This window comes from Verrucosispora sp. WMMD703, from assembly GCF_049178935.1.
Classification (GTDB): Bacteria; Actinomycetota; Actinomycetes; order Mycobacteriales; family Micromonosporaceae; genus Micromonospora; species Micromonospora sediminimaris.
In genome coordinates this window covers 696,208-713,156 of record NZ_JBMHMM010000004.1, presented here as the reverse complement: position 1 = coordinate 713,156, position 16,949 = coordinate 696,208, and the positions used below count along the sequence as shown (strand labels likewise).

Annotated in this window: 15 protein-coding genes; all 15 read right to left on the bottom strand. The window is 70.1% G+C overall.

Annotated elements, in window-relative coordinates; genetic code table 11:
• Nucleotide 1 precedes the first annotated feature (1 nt).
• The gene (nuoH, locus tag ACN26Z_RS03940) at nt 2-1,348 is read right to left on the bottom strand and encodes an NADH-quinone oxidoreductase subunit NuoH (protein ID WP_282240331.1); all 1,347 of its coding nucleotides are present in this window, start codon (nt 1,346-1,348) and stop codon (nt 2-4) included.
• Nucleotides 1,345-3,840, bottom strand: a complete 2,496-nt coding sequence (locus tag ACN26Z_RS03935; protein WP_421459885.1) for an NADH-quinone oxidoreductase subunit G — start codon at nt 3,838-3,840, stop codon at nt 1,345-1,347. Before ACN26Z_RS03935 ends, nuoH begins: the two co-directional genes overlap by 4 nt.
• Nucleotides 3,840-5,156 (bottom strand): NADH-quinone oxidoreductase subunit NuoF, encoded by a 1,317-nt coding sequence (gene nuoF, locus ACN26Z_RS03930; RefSeq protein ID WP_093404027.1) that lies wholly within the window; start codon nt 5,154-5,156, stop codon nt 3,840-3,842. The genes ACN26Z_RS03935 and nuoF overlap by 1 nt, the downstream gene beginning before the upstream one ends.
• Nucleotides 5,153-6,193 carry an NADH-quinone oxidoreductase subunit NuoE gene (nuoE, locus tag ACN26Z_RS03925; RefSeq protein ID WP_282240334.1) on the bottom strand — a complete coding sequence of 347 codons (1,041 nt, stop codon included), beginning with the start codon at nt 6,191-6,193 and terminating at the stop codon, nt 5,153-5,155. The genes nuoF and nuoE overlap by 4 nt, the downstream gene beginning before the upstream one ends.
• Entirely contained in the window at nt 6,190-7,515 is a 1,326-nt protein-coding gene (locus ACN26Z_RS03920; RefSeq protein WP_093404024.1) for an NADH-quinone oxidoreductase subunit D, read from the bottom strand. The genes nuoE and ACN26Z_RS03920 overlap by 4 nt, the downstream gene beginning before the upstream one ends.
• On the bottom strand, nt 7,512-8,243 hold the full coding sequence (locus tag ACN26Z_RS03915) for an NADH-quinone oxidoreductase subunit C (RefSeq protein ID WP_093404022.1): 732 nt from the start codon (nt 8,241-8,243) through the stop codon (nt 7,512-7,514). Before ACN26Z_RS03915 ends, ACN26Z_RS03920 begins: the two co-directional genes overlap by 4 nt.
• A complete protein-coding gene (locus tag ACN26Z_RS03910; protein ID WP_093404021.1) occupies nt 8,240-8,917 on the bottom strand; it encodes a NuoB/complex I 20 kDa subunit family protein in 678 nt (225 codons plus the stop codon). The genes ACN26Z_RS03915 and ACN26Z_RS03910 overlap by 4 nt, the downstream gene beginning before the upstream one ends.
• A 13-nt stretch (nt 8,918-8,930) precedes the next feature.
• Nucleotides 8,931-9,296 (bottom strand): NADH-quinone oxidoreductase subunit A, encoded by a 366-nt coding sequence (locus ACN26Z_RS03905; protein WP_093404019.1) that lies wholly within the window; start codon nt 9,294-9,296, stop codon nt 8,931-8,933.
• Nucleotides 9,297-9,404: 108 nt separating this feature from the next.
• On the bottom strand, nt 9,405-10,679 hold the full coding sequence (locus ACN26Z_RS03900) for a geranylgeranyl reductase family protein (RefSeq protein WP_282240335.1): 1,275 nt from the start codon (nt 10,677-10,679) through the stop codon (nt 9,405-9,407).
• A gap of 169 nt (nt 10,680-10,848) precedes the next feature.
• A complete protein-coding gene (locus ACN26Z_RS03895) occupies nt 10,849-11,058 on the bottom strand; it encodes a hypothetical protein (RefSeq protein ID WP_093404016.1) in 210 nt (69 codons plus the stop codon).
• Nucleotides 11,059-11,151: 93 nt separating this feature from the next.
• Nucleotides 11,152-11,862: a demethylmenaquinone methyltransferase gene (locus ACN26Z_RS03890; protein WP_093404015.1), complete on the bottom strand. Its 711-nt coding sequence runs from the start codon at nt 11,860-11,862 to the stop codon at nt 11,152-11,154.
• 136 nt (nt 11,863-11,998) lie between these two features.
• Nucleotides 11,999-13,180 carry a cell wall anchor protein gene (locus ACN26Z_RS03885; RefSeq protein ID WP_282240336.1) on the bottom strand — a complete coding sequence of 394 codons (1,182 nt, stop codon included), beginning with the start codon at nt 13,178-13,180 and terminating at the stop codon, nt 11,999-12,001.
• Between the two features lie 604 nt (nt 13,181-13,784).
• On the bottom strand, nt 13,785-14,975 hold the full coding sequence (gene mqnC / locus ACN26Z_RS03880) for a cyclic dehypoxanthinyl futalosine synthase (protein WP_282240337.1): 1,191 nt from the start codon (nt 14,973-14,975) through the stop codon (nt 13,785-13,787).
• Between the two features lie 370 nt (nt 14,976-15,345).
• Nucleotides 15,346-16,473 carry a 1,2-phenylacetyl-CoA epoxidase subunit PaaE gene (gene paaE / locus ACN26Z_RS03875; protein WP_421459881.1) on the bottom strand — a complete coding sequence of 376 codons (1,128 nt, stop codon included), beginning with the start codon at nt 16,471-16,473 and terminating at the stop codon, nt 15,346-15,348.
• Nucleotides 16,470-16,946 (bottom strand): 1,2-phenylacetyl-CoA epoxidase subunit PaaD, encoded by a 477-nt coding sequence (paaD, locus tag ACN26Z_RS03870; protein WP_093404007.1) that lies wholly within the window; start codon nt 16,944-16,946, stop codon nt 16,470-16,472. Before paaD ends, paaE begins: the two co-directional genes overlap by 4 nt.
• Nucleotides 16,947-16,949 lie beyond the last annotated feature (3 nt).

Genomic DNA, 16,949 nt, shown 5'->3' with positions numbered 1-16,949 from the left:
GTCACACCTCCTCAGAGTCCTGGCCGGCGGGGGCGTTGGCCGGCTCCCGCTCGGCGACCATGCGCCGGGTACGCGGGCTCGGTGGTACCTGCAGATCCAGCGGGGGCAGCGGGAAGCTGCCCGGGGGCCGGTTGTCGACCTGCTCGGCGAGGGTCGGCTTCGGTGCCGCCTTGCGGCTCGGCCAGAACAGCGCGGCGAGCAGCACGATGCCGGCCGGGATGCCGATGGCGTACATCCGGCTCTGGGTGTCCCAGTCGTCGATGGTGCGCAGGCCGGCGAGGATCACGATCCAGACCAGGCTGATCGGGATGAGCACCTTCCAGCCGAAGCGCATCAGCTGGTCGTACCGCAGCCGGGGCAGCGTGCCGCGCAGCCAGACGAAGACGAAGACCAGCAGGATGACCTTGCCGAAGAACCAGAGCATCGGCCACCAACCGGAGTTGGCCCCGGACCATATGGTGATCGGCCACGGTGCGTGCCAGCCGCCCAGGAAGAGCGTCACGGTGAAGGCCGACATGGTCACCATCGCGACGTACTCGCTGAGCATGATCAGCGCGAACTTGAGCGAGCTGTACTCGGTCATGAAGCCGGCCACCAGCTCCGACTCCGCCTCCGGCAGGTCGAACGGCGGCCGGTTGGTCTCACCGACGATGGAGATGAAGAAGACGATGAAGCTCGGGAAGAGCAGCAGCGCGTACCAGCCCGGCGTCTGGATGTCGGCGCCGAACAGGGTCAGCTCGGTCGTGCTGCCCTGGGCGGCCACGATCTCGCTCGTGGACATCGTGCCGGCGAGCATGAACACCGCCACGATGGACAGCCCCAGCGCCACCTCGTACGAGATCAGCTGGGCGGCGGACCGCAGGCCGCCGAGCAGCGGGTAGGTCGAGCCGGACGCCCAGCCGGCGAGCACGATGCCGTAGACCGCCATCGAGGAGAGAGCGAGCACCACGAGCACCGCCACCGGCACGTCGGTGACCTGCAACGGCGTCTGGTGGCCGAAGATGCTCACCATCGGGCCGAACGGGATCACCGACAGCGCGGTGACCGCGCAGATCACCGAGATGGCCGGGGCGAAGAAGTAGATGACCTTGTCCGCCGACTTCGGGAGGATGTCCTCCTTGAAGGCCATCTTCAGGCCGTCGGCGAGGGTCTGCAGCAGACCGAACGGACCGAGCTGGTTGGGGCCGGGGCGGACGGCCATCCGCCCCACCACCCGCCGCTCGAACCAGACGCCGAGCAGGGTGCCGAGCAGAGCCACCACGAAGGCGAAGACGATCTTGCCGAGGACCAGCCACCACGGGTCGTGGCCGAAGTCGCTCAGCGACGGCGCCTGGGCGATGACGTTCATGCGACACCCCCGGAGGAGTTGAGGAGCGGGCCCGGACGGTCGGCCGCGTCGGCGGCGACCGGCTCCGTCACGCCGGGCGCGGAGATCCGCACCATCGCGCCGGAGGTCGCGCCGAGGCTGCGCCGCACCGTCGAGCCGGGCGAGTTGGTGGGTAGCCAGACCACACCGTCCGGCATCTCGGTGATCGCCGCCGGCAGGGTCACCGCACCCCGGTCGGTACCCACCGTCACCGGGTCACCGTCGGCCACACCGAGCGCCTCCGCGCTGCCCTTGCCCAGCCGGATCACCGGCGGGCGGGCGGTGCCACCCAGGTGCTCGTCGCCGTCGGTGAGGCTGCCCAGGTCGATCAGCTGATGCCAGGTCGCCAGCACCGCCTCACCGGCGCCCGGCTGCGGCACCGAGCCCGGCTGCACCGTGGGCGCGGCCGGGCGCTCAGCACGGGTCACCGGCAGGCTGCCCAGCTCACGCCGGACGGTCAGCACGTCCCCGGTGCCCAGCCGTACGTCCAGCTGGGCGGCGAGCGCGTCGAGCACCCGACCGTCGGTCATCGCGGCGGTGTCCAGCACCGCGTCGAACGGACGCAGCCGGCCCTCCCAGTCCAGGAAGCTGCCGGCCTTCTCGACCACCGGTGCGACCGGCAGGACCACGTTCGCCCGACGGGTGACCGCGCTGGCCCGCAGCTCCAGGCTGACCAGGAACGGCACCGCGTCCAGGGCCTGCTCGGCCAGGCGCGGATCGGCCAGGTCGGCCGGATCCACCCCGGCCACCACCAGCGCGCTGACCTGGCCTCCGGCGGCGGCAGCGAGGATGCCGTCGGTGTCCCGGCCGGCCTGACTCGGGATCACCCCGGCGGGGATGTCCCACGCCTCGCCCAGCTCGGCACGCGCGCCCGGCTCGGTGACCAGGCGACCGCCGGGCAGCAGGTTGGGCAGGCAACCGGTGTCGACGGCACCGCGGTCACCCGCGCGTCGCGGCACCCAGGCCAGCTTCGCCCCGGTGCGCGCGGCCACCTCGGCGGCGGCGGAGAGTCCACCCGGAACGGTGGCCAGCCGCTCGCCGACGATCAGGATCGCCCCTTCGGCGCTGAGCGCCTCGGCGACGGTGGCGTGCTCGGCGAGCACCCCGGCCTCCTCGCCCGGCACCACCCGGGCCAGCTTGGCGCCGAGCTTCTCCAGGCCACGGGTCGCGAACGGGGCGATCGCGTACACCTTCAGCTTGTTCTTCAGGTACGCCTTGCGCAGCCGCAGGAAGAGGATCGGGCACTCCTCCTCCGGCTCCAAGCCGACCAGCACCACCGCCGGTGCGTTCTCGACGTCGGTGTAGGTGACCTCGGTGCTGCCGGCGACCGTGCTGGCCAGGAAGTCGGCCTCCTCGCGGGAGACCGGGCGGGCCCGGAAGTCGATGTCGTTGGTGTGCAACGCGACCCGGGCGAACTTGGCGTACGCGTACGCGTCCTCGACGGTCAGCCGACCACCGGTGAGCACCGCGGCGCCCTGGCCGGTGTCCCGGGCGGCGCGCAGCCCTTCGGCGGCCACGCTGAGCGCCTCACTCCAGGACGCCTCCCGCAGCTCGCCGGTGTGCTCGTCGCGCACCAGCGGGGTGGTGAGCCGGTCGGCGGCGCGGGCGTACTGGAAGCCCCAGCGCCCCTTGTCGCAGTTCCACTCCTCGTTGACCTGCGGGTCGTCCCCGGCCAGTCGGCGCTGCACCTTGCCCCGCCGCCAGTCGGTGCGCTGGGCACAGCCGGCTGAGCAGTGCTCGCACACGCTCGGGCTGGAAACCAGGTCGAACGGGCGGGCGCGGAAGCGGTACTGGGTGCCGGTGAGCGCGCCGACCGGGCAGATCTGCACGGTGTTGCCGGAGAAGTACGAGTTGAACGGGACGTCGCCGTCCTCGCCCTCGGTCCCGTAGTCCTCGTCCCGGTAGATGTTGATTTCCTCGGCGGAGGAGCGGTTCATCAGGTCGATGAACTTGTCGCCCGCGATCTCCTCGGAGAACCGGGTGCACCGCTGGCAGAGCACGCACCGCTCGCGGTCGAGCAGGACCTGGGTGCTGATCGGCAGCGGCTTCGGGTACTCCCGCTTGTGCTCGTGGAACCGGGAGTCGGTGCGACCTGTCGACATCGCCTGGTTCTGCAGCGGGCACTCGCCGCCCTTGTCACACATCGGGCAGTCGAGCGGGTGATTCACCAGCAGCAGCTCCATGATCCCCTCCTGCGCCTTCTTGGCGACCGGAGAGGTGAGCTGGGTGCGGACCACCATGCCGTCGGCGACCGTCTGGGTGCAGGAGGCGACGGGCTTGCGCTGCCCCTCCACCTCCACCAGGCACTGCCGGCAGGCGCCGGCCGGAGCCAGCAGCGGGTGGTCGCAGAACCGGGGGATCTCGGTGCCCATCTGCTCGGCGACCCGGATCAGCAGCGCTCCCTTGGGGGCGGTGACCTCGACGCCGTCGATGGTGAGGGTGACCGTCTCGGTCGGCTTGGCAACGTCCGTCATTAGTGGGCTCCCACCAACTGCTTGTCGGACAACTTCGGCGCGGTACGTCCCTCGATGTAGTCGAGGTAGTCCTGCTTGAAGTACTTCAGCGACGAGGTCACCGGGCTGGTGGCACCGTCACCCAGACCGCAGAACGAGCGGCCGAGGATGTTGTCACAGGTGTCGAGCAGGGTGTCCAGGTCGTCCTGGGTGCCCTGACCGGCGAGGATGCGCCGGTAGACCCGGACCATCCAGTAGTTGCCCTCCCGGCACGGGGTGCACTTTCCGCACGACTCGTGGTGGTAGAACTCCAGCCACCGGTAGGTCGCGTAGACCGGGCAGTCCTGGTCGGAGAAGATCTGCGTGGCGGTGGTGCCGAGGATCGACCCGGCGGCGGCTACCCCCTCGAAGTCCAGCGGCACGTCCAGGTGCTCGGCGGTGAGCAGCGGCGTCGACGACCCGCCCGGCGTCCAGAACTTCAGGTTGTGGCCCGGCTGCATCCCGCCGGCCAGCTCGATCAGCTCCCGCAGCGTGATGCCGAGGCCGCACTCGTACTGGCCGGGGTTGGCGATCCGGCCGGAGAGCGAGTAGATCATCGGGCCGGCCGACTTCTCGGTGCCCATCGACTTCCACCAGTCCGCGCCGCCGAGCACGATGTACGGCACGCTGGCGATGGTGCCCACGTTGTTGACCACGGTGGGGCTGGCGTACAACCCGTGGGTGGCCGGGAACGGCGGACGCAACCGGGGCTGACCACGGAAGCCCTCCAGGGAGTCCAGTAGCGCCGTCTCCTCCCCGCAGATGTACGCGCCGGCACCCGAGTGGACCACCAGGTCCAGGTCGAAGCCGGAGCCGAGGATGTCGCGACCCAGGTAGCCCTTGGCGTACGCCTCGTTCACCGCGTTGCGCAGCCGGCGGGCGGCGTGCACCGCCTCGCCCCGGATGTAGATGTAGGCGCGGTTGGCCCGGATCGCGTACGAGGCGATGATGACCCCCTCGACCAGCGAGTGCGGGTCGTGCGTCATCAACGGCAGGTCCTTGCAGGTGCCGGGCTCACCCTCGTCGGCGTTGACCACGAGGTAGTGCGGCTTACCGTCGCCCTGCGGGATGAAGCCCCACTTGAGACCGGTGGGGAAGCCGGCGCCGCCGCGACCGCGCAGCCCGGAATCCTTCACCAACTGGATCAGGTCGTCCGGGTGCGCCTTGATCGCCTTACGCAGCGCCGCGTAGCCGTCCAGCTTCTCGTAGGTGTCGAGCCGCCAGGCGTCCGGGGACAGCCAGCGCTTGGTGAGCACGGGCGTCAACTTGGCCAGGGTCTCCGGCGCAGGCGTGGTCACTTCTGAGCCCCCTTGTCGTGCGCGGAGTCCTGGCTGTCGCCGGTGGACTCCGCTTCCCTGAGGTTGCGCTCCTGCGCCCCGGTGTCGTCACCGGCCGGCTTGCCGTCGCCCGCCGGCTTGTTGGCCGCCGCACCGGCGGCCTCCGCAGCCCGGGCGTCGCCCGCCGCGGGCGGCTGCCCGTCGACGGGGACCTTGGTGCCGGGCGCGTCCGGCACTGCGGTCTTGGCGTCCGGCTGCCGGGTCTCGGCGGTACGCACCTGCGGCGACTTGCGGTCCGGCGCCGGTACGTCGGGCGCGGTGCTGCCGGTCGGGGCGGCCTTCGCCGGGGTGGCCGGGGCGGGCTTGTCGCCCGCCTTGCCGCTGCGGATCGGGGTGTTCGGGTCGAAGCCCGGTGCCGAGATGCCGTGCTGCTGGGCCAGTCGCAGACCGCGCAGGGTCGGCTCGCCCGGCACCCCGTCGGCGACGGCGCCCTCCCGCTCGTCGGCGAAGCCGGCGAGCTGGACCGCCATCTCCTTCAACGTGCACAGCCGGGCACCCCGGCTCGGCGTGGGCCGCCCACCGGCGCGCAGCTCGTCGACCACCCCGACCGCGGTCTGCGGGTCGACGCCGTCGAAGAAGTCGTAGTTGACGGTCATCACCGGGCCGTAGTCGCAGGCGGCGAGGCACTCGGCGTGCTCCAGGGTGATCTTGCCGTCGGCGGTGGTCTCGTCGTGCCCGACGCCCAGGTGCTCGGTGAGCGTGTCGTAGACCTCCTGGCCACCGAGCACGTTGCACATGGTGTTGGTACAGACGCTGACCAGCCAGTCACCGGTGGGGCGGCGCTTGTACATCGTGTAGAAGCTGGCCACCGCGCCGACCTGGGCCTTGTTCAGGCCGAGCACCTCGGCGCAGAACGCCACGCCGGCCGGGGAGACGTAACCCTCCTCGGCCTGCACGAGGTGCAGCAGCGGCAGCAGGGCCGAGCGGGACCGGTCCGCCGGGTAGCGGGCGATGATCTCCCGAGCCCTGGTCCGCGTCTCGTCAGTGAAGACAGTCACCGGTCACAACCTCCCATGACGGGGTCCAGCGAGGCGCCGCCGGCGATCACGTCGGCGATCAGGCCGCCTTCGGCCATCGCCGGCAGCGCCTGGAGGTTGACGAAGCTCGGCTCCCGGTAGTGCACCCGGTACGGCCGGGTCCCGCCGTCGGAGACCGCGTGCACGCCCAACTCGCCGCGCGGCGACTCGACGCCGACGTACACCTGACCCGGAGGCACCCGGAAGCCCTCCGTCACCAGCTTGAAGTGGTGGATGAGGGACTCCATCGACTGGCCCATGATCTTCGCGACGTGCTCCAGCGAGTTGCCCATGCCGTCGACGCCGATGGCCAGCTGCGCCGGCCAGGCGATCTTCTTGTCGGCCACCATCACCGGCCCCGGCTTGAGCCGGTCGAGCGCCTGCTCCACCAGCTTGAGCGACTCGCGGATCTCCGCGTTCCGAACCAGGTAGCGGCCCCACACGTCGCCGTCGGAGTGGGTCGGCACGTCGAACTCGTACGTCTCGTAGCCGCAGTACGGCATCGTCTTGCGCAGGTCCCAGGCCAGCCCAGCCGAGCGCAGCACCGGCCCGGTGACGCCGAGCGCCACACAGCCGGTCACGTCCAGCACCGCGACGTTCTGCGTCCGCTCCAGCCAGATCGGCTGCCCGGAGAGCAGGTCCTCGTACTCCTTGAGCCGCTTCGGCATGAGCTTGAGGAAGTCGCGGATCTTGACGATCGCCTCGTCCGGCACGTCCTGAGCGACGCCGCCCGGCCGGACGTACGCGTGGTTCATCCGCAGACCAGTGATCAGCTCGAAGATCTCCAGGATGTACTCGCGCTCCCGGAAGCCGTAGAGCATCATGTTGATCGCGCCCAGCTCCATCGCCGTGGTGGCCAGCCAGACCAGGTGCGAGGAGATCCGGTTCAGCTCCATCATGAGCACCCGGATGGTGGTGGCCCGCTCGGTGATCTGCTCCTCGATGCCGAGCAGCTTCTCCACGGCCAGCGAGTACGCCGTCTCGTTGAACAGCGGGGAGAGGTAGTCCATCCGGGTCACGAAGGTCGAACCCTGCACCCAGTTGCGGTACTCCAGGTTCTTCTCGATGCCGGTGTGCAGGTAGCCGACGACCGAGCGGGCCTCCCGGACCGTCTCGCCCTCCAGCTCCAGGATCAACCGGAGCACACCGTGCGTGGACGGGTGCTGGGGGCCCATGTTGACGACGATCCGACCCTCGTTGATCGGGTCGACGCCGGAGACGACGTCGTCCCAGTCCCCGCCGGTGACCGTGAAGACGCGGCCCTCGGTCGTCTCGCGCTCGGTGGCGTAGTTCGACGTGGTCATTGGTAAGACCTCCGCTTGTCGGGCGGCGGGATCTCGGCACCCTTGTACTCCACGGGCACGCCGCCGAGGGGGTAGTCCTTGCGCTGCGGGTGACCCTCCCAGTCGTCCGGCATGAGAATGCGGGTCAGCGCCGGGTGGCCGTCGAAGACGACGCCGAACATGTCGTACGTCTCCCGCTCCTGCCAGTCGGCGGTCGGGTAGACGGCTGTGACGCTGGGCAGGTGGGGCTCCTCGACGCTGACGGCGGCCTCCAGCCGGACCCGCCGCCGGTAGGTCATCGAGGTGAGCTGGTAGACGACGTGCAGCCGGCGGGCATCGGCACCCAGGTAGTCCACGCCGGACACCGACGAGCACAGCTCGAAACGCAGCGCCGGATCGTCCCGCATCACCTGGCAGACCTCGGCGATCCGCTCCGGGCGGATGTGCAGGGTCAGCTCGCCCCGGTCGACCACGACCTTCTCGATCGCCTCGCCGAACGCCGGGTACGCCTCCTCCAGCGCGTCCCGGACCTCGTCGAAGTAGCCGCCGTACGGCCGCGGTGAGTCCTCGACCGTGTGGTGCTGCCGGACCAGTCCGCCGAACCCGGAGACGTCGCCGCTGCCCTGGTTGCCGAACATGCCCCGGCCGGCGGGTGCGGCCGGCGGGAACTCGGCGGGGGCGCCACTCGTCGCGCCGGCCGGCGGCACCGGAACCGGCACGCCGCCGGTGGTGGGCTTGTCGTCAGTCACTTGATCCCCCCGTACGGGTGGAGGTGGTTCTGGGCCTTCATCCAGTTCTCGATCCGCAGCTGCTCCTCGCGGCCCTCGCGGACGGCCTTCGTCCACTCGGCCCGCCGGGCCTTGTCGCTGCGGTACGACGACGGCATCGAGCCGTACGGCACCACCGGCACGTCACCGCGCGCCTCGCGGGCCGCCAGCATCTTGCGGCCGTTCGGGCCGAGCGGCTCGTGGCCGATCTTCTCGCGCAGCTTGAGGATCGCGTCGATGAGCATCTCCGGCCGGGGCGGACAGCCCGGGAGGTACATGTCGACAGGTACGACGTGGTCGACGCCCTGCACGATGGCGTAGTTGTTGAACATGCCGCCGCTGCTGGCGCAGACGCCCATGGAGAGCACCCAGCGGGGCTCGGCCATCTGGTCGTAGATCTGGCGCAGCACCGGGGCCATCTTCTGACTCACCCGGCCGGCGACGATCATCAGGTCGGCCTGCCGGGGCGAGGCCCGGAAGACCTCCATGCCCCACCGGCCCATGTCGTAGTGCGGACCACCGGCGGCCATCATCTCGATCGCGCAGCAGGCCAGGCCGAACGTGGCGCCCCAGACCGACGACTTGCGCGACCAGTTGACCAGCTTCTCCACCGAGGTGAGCAGGACGCCAGCGGGAAGTTTCTCCTCGATACCCATAGCCGTTCCTCCCTCAGTCCCAGTCCAGGCCGCCGCGTCGCCACTCGTAGGCGTACGCGACGAAGACGGCACCGATGAACACCAACATGGCGACGAACCCGAAGACCGGCAGGATGTCGAAGGAGACAGCCCACGGGTACAGGAAGATCATCTCCACGTCGAAGACGATGAAGAGCATCGCCGTCAGGTAGAACTTGACCGGAAACCGGCTACCGCCGATCGGCTGCGGGCTAGGCTCGATGCCACACTCGTAGGCTTCGAGCTTGGCCTTGTTGTAGCGGTGGGGGCCGGCGAACCGGGCGGCGGCTATCGAGAACAGCGCGAAACCCGCGGCGAGGGCGAACAGCCCGATGATGGGTACGTAAGGCGAGAGCGACATGTTTTCTCCTGCTCGTCCTTCCCTGCCCTCGGTGGTTGGCGAAATTCACACTATTCACATCCCACCCCGCGCCCTTCGGCGGGGGTGGACCTTGCCTGCTCCGCGCCCCTACACGGCGGGCGCGACCCGGGTCATCGCATTGATCACCCGGTCCATTGCGTCACCGCCGCGCGGGTCGGTGAGGTTGGCCAGCAGCTTGAGCACGAAACGCATGAGCGTGGGGTGGGGCATGCCGTGCTTGGTCGCCACCCGCATGATCTCCGGACGGCCGATCAGCTTCACGAAGACCCCGCCCAGCCGGTAGTAGCCGCCGAACCGGGTCTTCAGCTCCTGCGGGTACGCCATCAGGGCCCGCTCCCGCTCGGCACCGGCCGGCCGGGCGAGCGCCTGGACCGCGACCTCCGCGGCCAGTTCACCGGACTCCATCGCGTACGCGATGCCCTCGCCGTTGAACGGGTTCACCATGCCGCCCGAGTCGCCGACGAGCATGACCCCCCGGGTGTAGTGCGGCACCCGGTTGAAACCCATCGGCAGCGCGGCACCGAGGATCGAACCCTCGGCGTTTGCCTCGTCGGTCATCCCCCACTCCGGCGGCGTGTTGGCCAGCCAGTCGGTGAGCAGCCGCCGGTAGTTCGTCTTGCCGAACGCCGAGGACGAGTTGAGGATGCCGAGCCCCACGTTGACCCGGCCGTCACCGAGGCCGAAGATCCAGCCGTACCCGGGCAGCAGTTCGTTGGTGCCCTTGGCCCGCAACTCCAGCCAGGACTCCAGGTAGTCGTCGTCGTGGCGGGCCTCGGACCGGTAGTAGCGCCGGACGGCGACACCGATCGGGCGGTCCTCCCGCTTGGCCAGCCCGAGGGCGAGCGGGAACCGGCCCGAGACACCGTCCGCAGCCACCACCAGCGGGGCGTGGAAGGTGACGGGTGCCTTGTCCGGCCCGTCCTCGCCCTGCACCCCGATCACCCGGCCGTCGCCGTCCAACACCGGGCCGATGACGTTCACGCTGGTACGCAGCTTGGCACCGGCCGACACCGCGCGCTGGGCGAGCAGGTCGTCGAAGTCGAGTCGGGTGCGCACCAGGCCGTAGTTCGGGAAGCTGGCCAGATCCGGCCAGTCCAGTTCCAGCCGGACGCCGCCGCCGATCACTCGCAGGCCGCGGTTGTGCAGCCAGCCGGCCTCGGGGGAGGTGTCCACCCCCATCCGGATCAACTGCCGCACGGCACGCGGGGTCAGCCCGTCGCCGCAGACCTTCTCCCGGGGGAACTCGGTCTTCTCCAGCAGCAGCACGCGTACGCCGTGCCGAGCCAGGTGGTACGCGGTCGCCGAACCACCGGGACCGGCGCCCACGACGATCACGTCGGCGTCGTTCTCCACCGCGGTCATTAGCGCCTCCTCCCCGCCCTGCTCGTGAAATGCTTCACAAGCCAGCCGGGACGAGTCTATGACCGGCACCGTAAGCTCGCCTTGTTAGGTCGACCTAACCTGCTGGACGCGGGAAAGGGCCCCGGTCACCAGAGCGGGCTCCTGCCGGTCAGCTCTCGCTGCGCAGCACTCAGGGACGCGCCGATGCGGCGCCGTCCAGGCTGGCGCGGATGGTCTCCGGCAGTTGCTCACGCAAGGTGCCACCGGCGGCCCGGTCCAGGGCCGCGAGCACCTCGGTCACCACCTGGCGGACGTCGGCGGGATCCGCTCCGGCCAGGCCCCTGAGCTGCTCGACCAGCTCCGCGGCATCTCCTATGGCCACATTCTTCGGATCCGTCATGTCGGCCAGCCTAAGCCGCAAAGGCAACATAATCGCCTTATTTCCCTAAATGGCGGTATTACCCTGGCGCGACAGGCACAGGGTAAGTAGCGCTCACGTCCGGACCGCGCGGTGCAGGGCCACCACGCCGCCGGTCAGGTTGCGCCACGCCACCCGGCCCCAGCCCGCGGCGGCCACCCGCGCCGCCAGCGCCGGCTGGTCCGGCCAGGCCCGGATCGACTCGGCAAGATAGACGTACGCGTCAGGGTTGCTGGAGACCGTCCGGGCCACGGCCGGCAGGGAACGCATCAGGTACGACAGGTACACGGTGCGGAACGCGGGATTGACCGGGGTGCTGAACTCGCAGATCACCAGCCGGCCGCCCGGACGGGTCACCCGGGCCAGCTCAGCCAGCGCGGCGTCGGTGTCGTTGACGTTGCGCAGGGCGAAGGAGATGGTCACCGCGTCGAAGCTGGCGTCGGCGAAGGGCAACCGCAGCGCATCTCCGGCCAGCAACGGCACCTGCGGGCGGGTGCGCTTGCCGGCGTACAGCATGCCGAGGGACAGGTCCGCCCCGACCGCGTACGCCCCGGACTGGGCGAGTTCCTCGGTGGAGACACCGGTGCCCGCGCCCACGTCCAGCACCCGGTCGCCGGGTCGCAGGTCGAGCGCGGCACGGGTGGCCCGTCGCCAGAACCGGTCCTGACCGAACGACAGGACGGTGTTGGTCAGGTCGTAACGGGCCGCGACACCGTCGAACATCGCGGCGACCTCGTGCGGCTGCTTGTCCAGACTGGCGCGCTGGCCCTGCGGGGTACGGCTCACCCCTTCACTCTGCCAGCCCGGTGGACGGCGGCCCGCCCAGGGTCGAGCGACACAGTGAGGGCGGGATGGTCACCCATCCCGCCCTCACTGCCGTGCGTTATGTGAACGGCCCGCGCGGGCCGATAGAGGACGAACCTCAGGCGTTCGTCTTCTCGTCACCCGGGGTCACCAGGACCACCCGGCGACGGCGGGAAACCAGGAACATGGCCACACCGGCGGCCAGCACGGCCGCGCCGACGCCGCCGATCAGGCCAACCTGCACACCGGTGACCGGCAGGCCGGGGCCGTCACCGTCGCCACCACCGGTGCCGCCCTTGGCGGCCACGACAACCGCGAAGTCGTCGGTGTTGTCGCTCGGGTCGACGTCGTTGCCCGCGACGCCGGTGGCGTTCTCCGGCAGAGCCGAGGTGGCGGCGGTCCGGAGGGCGCTGGGGGCCTCCTGCGCGCCCAGCGATTCGATGGTGACCTTGCCACCGGTCAGGCTGCTCGGCTTCACACCGTCGGCGACCTTCACCAGGTTGTAGAAGCGAGCACCGGAGTAGAGGTCGTCACCGTCCTTGTCCTGCGCGGTCGGGATGAGGACAGCCTTGGTGTACTCGCAGGTCAGCGAGGTCATCGCGGCGTTGTAGGTGCAGTCCGGCTCCTTCTCGGCGAAGGTTGCGCCCTTGGGCAGCTGCACCTCGATGCGGAGACCCCTGGCAGCCTGGTCACCCTGGTTGAAGGCACCGTAGATCAGCTGACCGGTGTTGCCCGCGTACAGGTCGCCGACCTCGGTGATCGTGCCGCCCTCGACCTTGACGGCCTTGCGGACGTCGTCGGCGACGACGGTCAGGTCCGGCCCGGTGCCCTCGACCTTGACGTCCACGGTCACGGCGTTGTCGGACTCGTCCGGGTCCGGGCCGCCGTGCAGGATCACCGCGGTGATGGAGCCGGCCGAGCCGACCTCGGCGCCCTTGCGGGTCAACGGGAAGAACCAGTCGACGTCCTCGCCGGCACGGATGGTGTCACCCTCGATGCCACAGAGGATCCAGCCGTCCTCGCGCGGGTTGCAGCCGCTCTCGTCGATGTCGACGAGGTCGGTCTTCAGCTTGCTGATGTCGAGGGCGACGAGCACGTTCTTGGCGTCGACCTTGCTCTTGTTGAGCAGCGAGACGCTGGCGTCCTTGCCCGGTGCGCCGACCGCGATGGTGGTGCCGGTCGCCTTGATGGCGAGATCCGCGGTGTCGTCCGCCAGAGCCGGCGCGGCGAAGCTGCCGGCCGCGAGGACACCGGCGGCACCGGCACCCAGATACGCGGCAGCCCGGTTACGGAAAATCATCTGAGGTGTCTCCCCCGTGGGGTAAAGGAAACGTACGGGCGGGGACGTTAGCGGTCAGCGATCACCCGCGCCACCCTGCATCACACCCGCCACAAGCTGCTCAGCTAATGGCAACTTAAGGATTGTCCGGATTGATGGGCCTTGCTACCTGGTCACGCCTGGGCGCATGGCCGGAGCGGCCCGACGCTTCAAACCGGATGGATGATCCACCTGAGCCGTTCGGCTGACAACCAATCGAGCCACCACTGTGACGCAACGCCCGAACCACAGTGACCCATAGTGATCCCTCGCCCGCTGGGCACCCCACCCGACGACGCCGCCCGCCCGACGAGGGCCCGAGATGCCGCAACTCGCGGCCTCCCGACGACCGGATGGGCCAACATGCCGCAACTCGCTGCGCCCCGCCGCCCGCCGCCCCGGGCCGATCCGGTACGCCGCAAGCTCGCGCGTCCCCACCGCCCGGAGACACGAGATGCCGCAACTCGCGCCATCCCCTCGACCGGAAGGGCCAACATGCCGCAAGTCGCGCGTCCCGTCGAGCGGAAGGGGCGGGCGGTGCAGGGTGCCGATCGGCGTCGGTTCGACTGGTCGGGTTGGGCGTCGGTCAGGTTGCCTGGACCAGGGGCAGCGAACGGCCGGCACCGCCGCCGGGCAGGGCGATCGACGAGAAGTGCGAGACCACCCGGTCGTCGCTCGGGTCGTCGTCGGGCGTGTGGTGCACGGCCAGTCTGTTGTAGAGCGTGTCGCGCTGAGCGGGGATCCGGCCGGCGGAACGGATCATCCCGATCAGCTCGTGCAGGTTGGACCGGTGTCGGGCGCCCGCCGAGGAGATGACGTTCTCTTCCAGCATGATCGAGCCGAGGTCGTCCACACCCATGTGCAGCGCCAGCTGACCGACGTCCTTGCCGGTGGTCAGCCAGGACGCTTGCAGGTGCGGCACGGTTTCGAAGAACAGCCGGGCCACCGCCACCAGCCGCAGGTACTCCAGGGTCGTCGCCTGGGTGCGGCCCTTGAGGTGGTTGTTCTCCGGCTGGTACGTCCACGGGATGAAGGCCCGGAAGCCCTGCGTACGATCCTGCACCTCGCGGATCATCCGCAGGTGCTCGATCCGCTCGGCGGCCGTCTCGCCGGTCCCCATCATCATCGTGGCGGTCGACTCGACGCCCTGCCGGTGCGCGAGTTCCATGACCTCCAGCCAGCGCTCGCCCGACTCCTTGAGCGGCGCGATCGCCTTGCGGGGTCGCTGCGGCAGCATCTCGGCGCCCGCACCGGCGATCGAGTCGAGCCCGGCGGCCTTGATCCGGGCGATGGCCTCGTCGAGGCTCACCCCGGAGACCTTCGCCATGTGCAGGATCTCGCTCGGCCCGATCGAGTGGATGGCCAGCTGCGGGTACGCCTTCTTCACCGAGGAGAACAGCTCCTCGTAGTACTCCACGCCGTAGTCCGGGTGGTGGCCGCCCTGGAGCATGACCTGGGTGGCGCCCAGCTCGACCGCCTCGCCGCAGCGACGCAGGATCTCCTCGGTCGGGTGGGTCCACCCTTCCTTGTGCTTCGGTGCCCGGTAGAAGGCACAGAACTTGCACGCCGTCACGCAGACGTTCGTGTAGTTGATGTTGCGGTCGATCAGGTACGTGACGATGTTGTCCGGGTACCGCCGCCGACGGACCGCGTCCGCCGCCTCGCCGAGGGCGTGGAAGGGGGCGTCGGTGTAAAGCAGCAGGGCCTCCTCGGGCGTGACCCGCCCGCCGTCGGCACCGCGCTGCAGGATGTCGTCGATCTCCCGATTCACCGTCACGTACCCGAGGGTACGCCGACCACCCGCTCAGCTCTCAGCGGCGCACTTGACCTGTGATCCATCCCCCTGCCCAACCAGGAATCATGTTCGCAAGATCCTCATAAGATATGTCGTGGTCCGTTGACAATTTGCACAGGCGTGGTGCTGGGCCAAGCGGGGACGATGGCGGACGGCCGTGCAACGCATGGTCGATGAGGCACACGAGGTGTGAGTACGCGAAACCCGGCCCACCCACCGTCCGGAAGGCTGCCGGGTCCACTTCCAAAGAGCTACTGCTCCTGGCAGCCACCAAGATACCGCCCCGGGTCGGATCACGATCAGTCCGGGGTTCCCGGCGGAGCAGCTTGATGACGGCCGCCGAGTCGAAGCGTCACGCGTCGTAGTCGATGGTGAGGGTGTCGGTCAGCGGGCTGGACTGGCAGGTCAGCACATAACCGGCGGCCACCTCGTCGGGCTCCAGGGCGTAGTTGCGGGCCATCTCCACCTCACCGGAGACGACCTTGGCCCGGCAGGTCGAGCAGACCCCGCCCTTGCAGGCGTACGGCAGCTCGCCGCGGACCTTCAGCGCCGCGTCCAACACGCGTTCGTCGCGGCGCATGGTGAAGCTCGACGATCGTCCGTCGAGCATGATCGTCACGTCGGTACCGCCGGACGCGTCGTCCGTCCGGCGCACCGGCTCGGGCGGCGCGTCGACGTGGAACAGCTCGGTGTGCACCGCCGACTCCGCGACACCCCGCGCGGTGAGCACCGCACGAGCGTCCACCACCAGTCCGTACGGGCCGCAGAGGAACCACTCCTCGATCACCTCGCTGGGCACGATGGTCTCCAGCAGCCGACCCAGCCGCTCTGCGTCGATCCGCCCCGACAGCAGCGGCGAATCGCCCTGTTCGCGGGAGAGCACATGCACCAGGTGCAGCCGGGTCGGGTAGCGGTCCTTCAGGTCTGCCAGTTCCTCGGCGAACATCACGCTGCCGGCCGTGCGGTTGCCGTACACCAGCGTGAAGGTGCTGGCCGGCTCGACAGCCAGCGCGGTGGCGACCAGCGACAGCACCGGGGTGATGCCCGAGCCGGCGACCACCGCACCGTAGCGGCGAGCCCGGTCCGGTGCGAAGGCGGTGGTGAAGTGCCCCAGCGGCGGCAGCACCTCGATGGTGTCGCCGTGCCGCAGCGCCCCGCAGGCGTAGCCGGAGAAGGCCCCGCCCGGGATCTCCCGCACGCCGATCCGCAACCGCCCGTGCCGCGCCAGGTCCGCCGGGGTGGAGCAGATCGAGTACGAGCGACGCACGTCCCCGCCGCCGTCACTCTCCGCCGTACCGGCTGCCGCCGGCAGCCGTACGGTCAGGTGCTGGCCGGCGCGGAAGGCGAAGGTCTCGCGCAGTTCCTCCGGCACCCCGAAGGTGATCGCGACGGCGTCGGCGGTGAGCCGGTCCACGGCGACGACGGGCAGCGGGTGGAACACCGGCCGGCGGCGGACCGGGTGGGTGATGGTGACAGTCACAGGGCCTTCACATGGTCGAAGGGTTCGGCGCAGGAGCGGCAACGCCACAGCGCCTTGCACGCGGTCGAGCCGAAGCGGCTGAGCTGCTCGGTCTCCGGCGACCCGCAGCGTGGGCAGCGCACCGCCAGGGTGAGCGGAACGACGCCGTCGCGCCGGACCGGGGCGGGCGGGGCGATGCCGGCAGCGGCCAGCTTGGCCCGTCCGGCGTCGCTGATCCAGTCGGTGCTCCAGGCCGGGCTGTGCACCGTACGCACCTCGGCGTCCGGATGACCGGCGGCGACCAGTGCGCGCCGGATGTCGGCGCGGATGACGTCCATCGCCGGGCAGCCGGTGTAGGTGGGGGTGATCGTCACCACCACCCGGCCGGTGGCCGGGTCCTCCTGGACCGACCGGAGGATGCCGAGATCGTCGATGGTGACCACCCGGATCTCCGGATCCACCACCGCCGCCACGGCCTGCCGTGCTCTGCTCATCGC

Excerpts from the sequence above, each read along its gene's own strand:
- nuoH (WP_282240331.1), bottom strand. The coding sequence starts at position 1,348 with ATGAACGTCATCGCCCAGGCGCCGTCGCTGAGCGACTTCGGCCACGAC.
- ACN26Z_RS03935 (WP_421459885.1), bottom strand. The coding sequence starts at position 3,840 with ATGACGGACGTTGCCAAGCCGACCGAGACGGTCACCCTCACCATCGAC.
- ACN26Z_RS03920 (WP_093404024.1), bottom strand. The coding sequence starts at position 7,515 with ATGACCACGTCGAACTACGCCACCGAGCGCGAGACGACCGAGGGCCGC.
- ACN26Z_RS03910 (WP_093404021.1), bottom strand. The coding sequence starts at position 8,917 with ATGGGTATCGAGGAGAAACTTCCCGCTGGCGTCCTGCTCACCTCGGTG.
- ACN26Z_RS03905 (WP_093404019.1), bottom strand. The coding sequence starts at position 9,296 with ATGTCGCTCTCGCCTTACGTACCCATCATCGGGCTGTTCGCCCTCGCC.
- ACN26Z_RS03900 (WP_282240335.1), bottom strand. The coding sequence starts at position 10,679 with ATGACCGCGGTGGAGAACGACGCCGACGTGATCGTCGTGGGCGCCGGT.
- ACN26Z_RS03895 (WP_093404016.1), bottom strand. The coding sequence starts at position 11,058 with ATGACGGATCCGAAGAATGTGGCCATAGGAGATGCCGCGGAGCTGGTC.
- ACN26Z_RS03885 (WP_282240336.1), bottom strand. The coding sequence starts at position 13,180 with ATGATTTTCCGTAACCGGGCTGCCGCGTATCTGGGTGCCGGTGCCGCC.
- paaD (WP_093404007.1), bottom strand. The coding sequence starts at position 16,946 with ATGAGCAGAGCACGGCAGGCCGTGGCGGCGGTGGTGGATCCGGAGATC.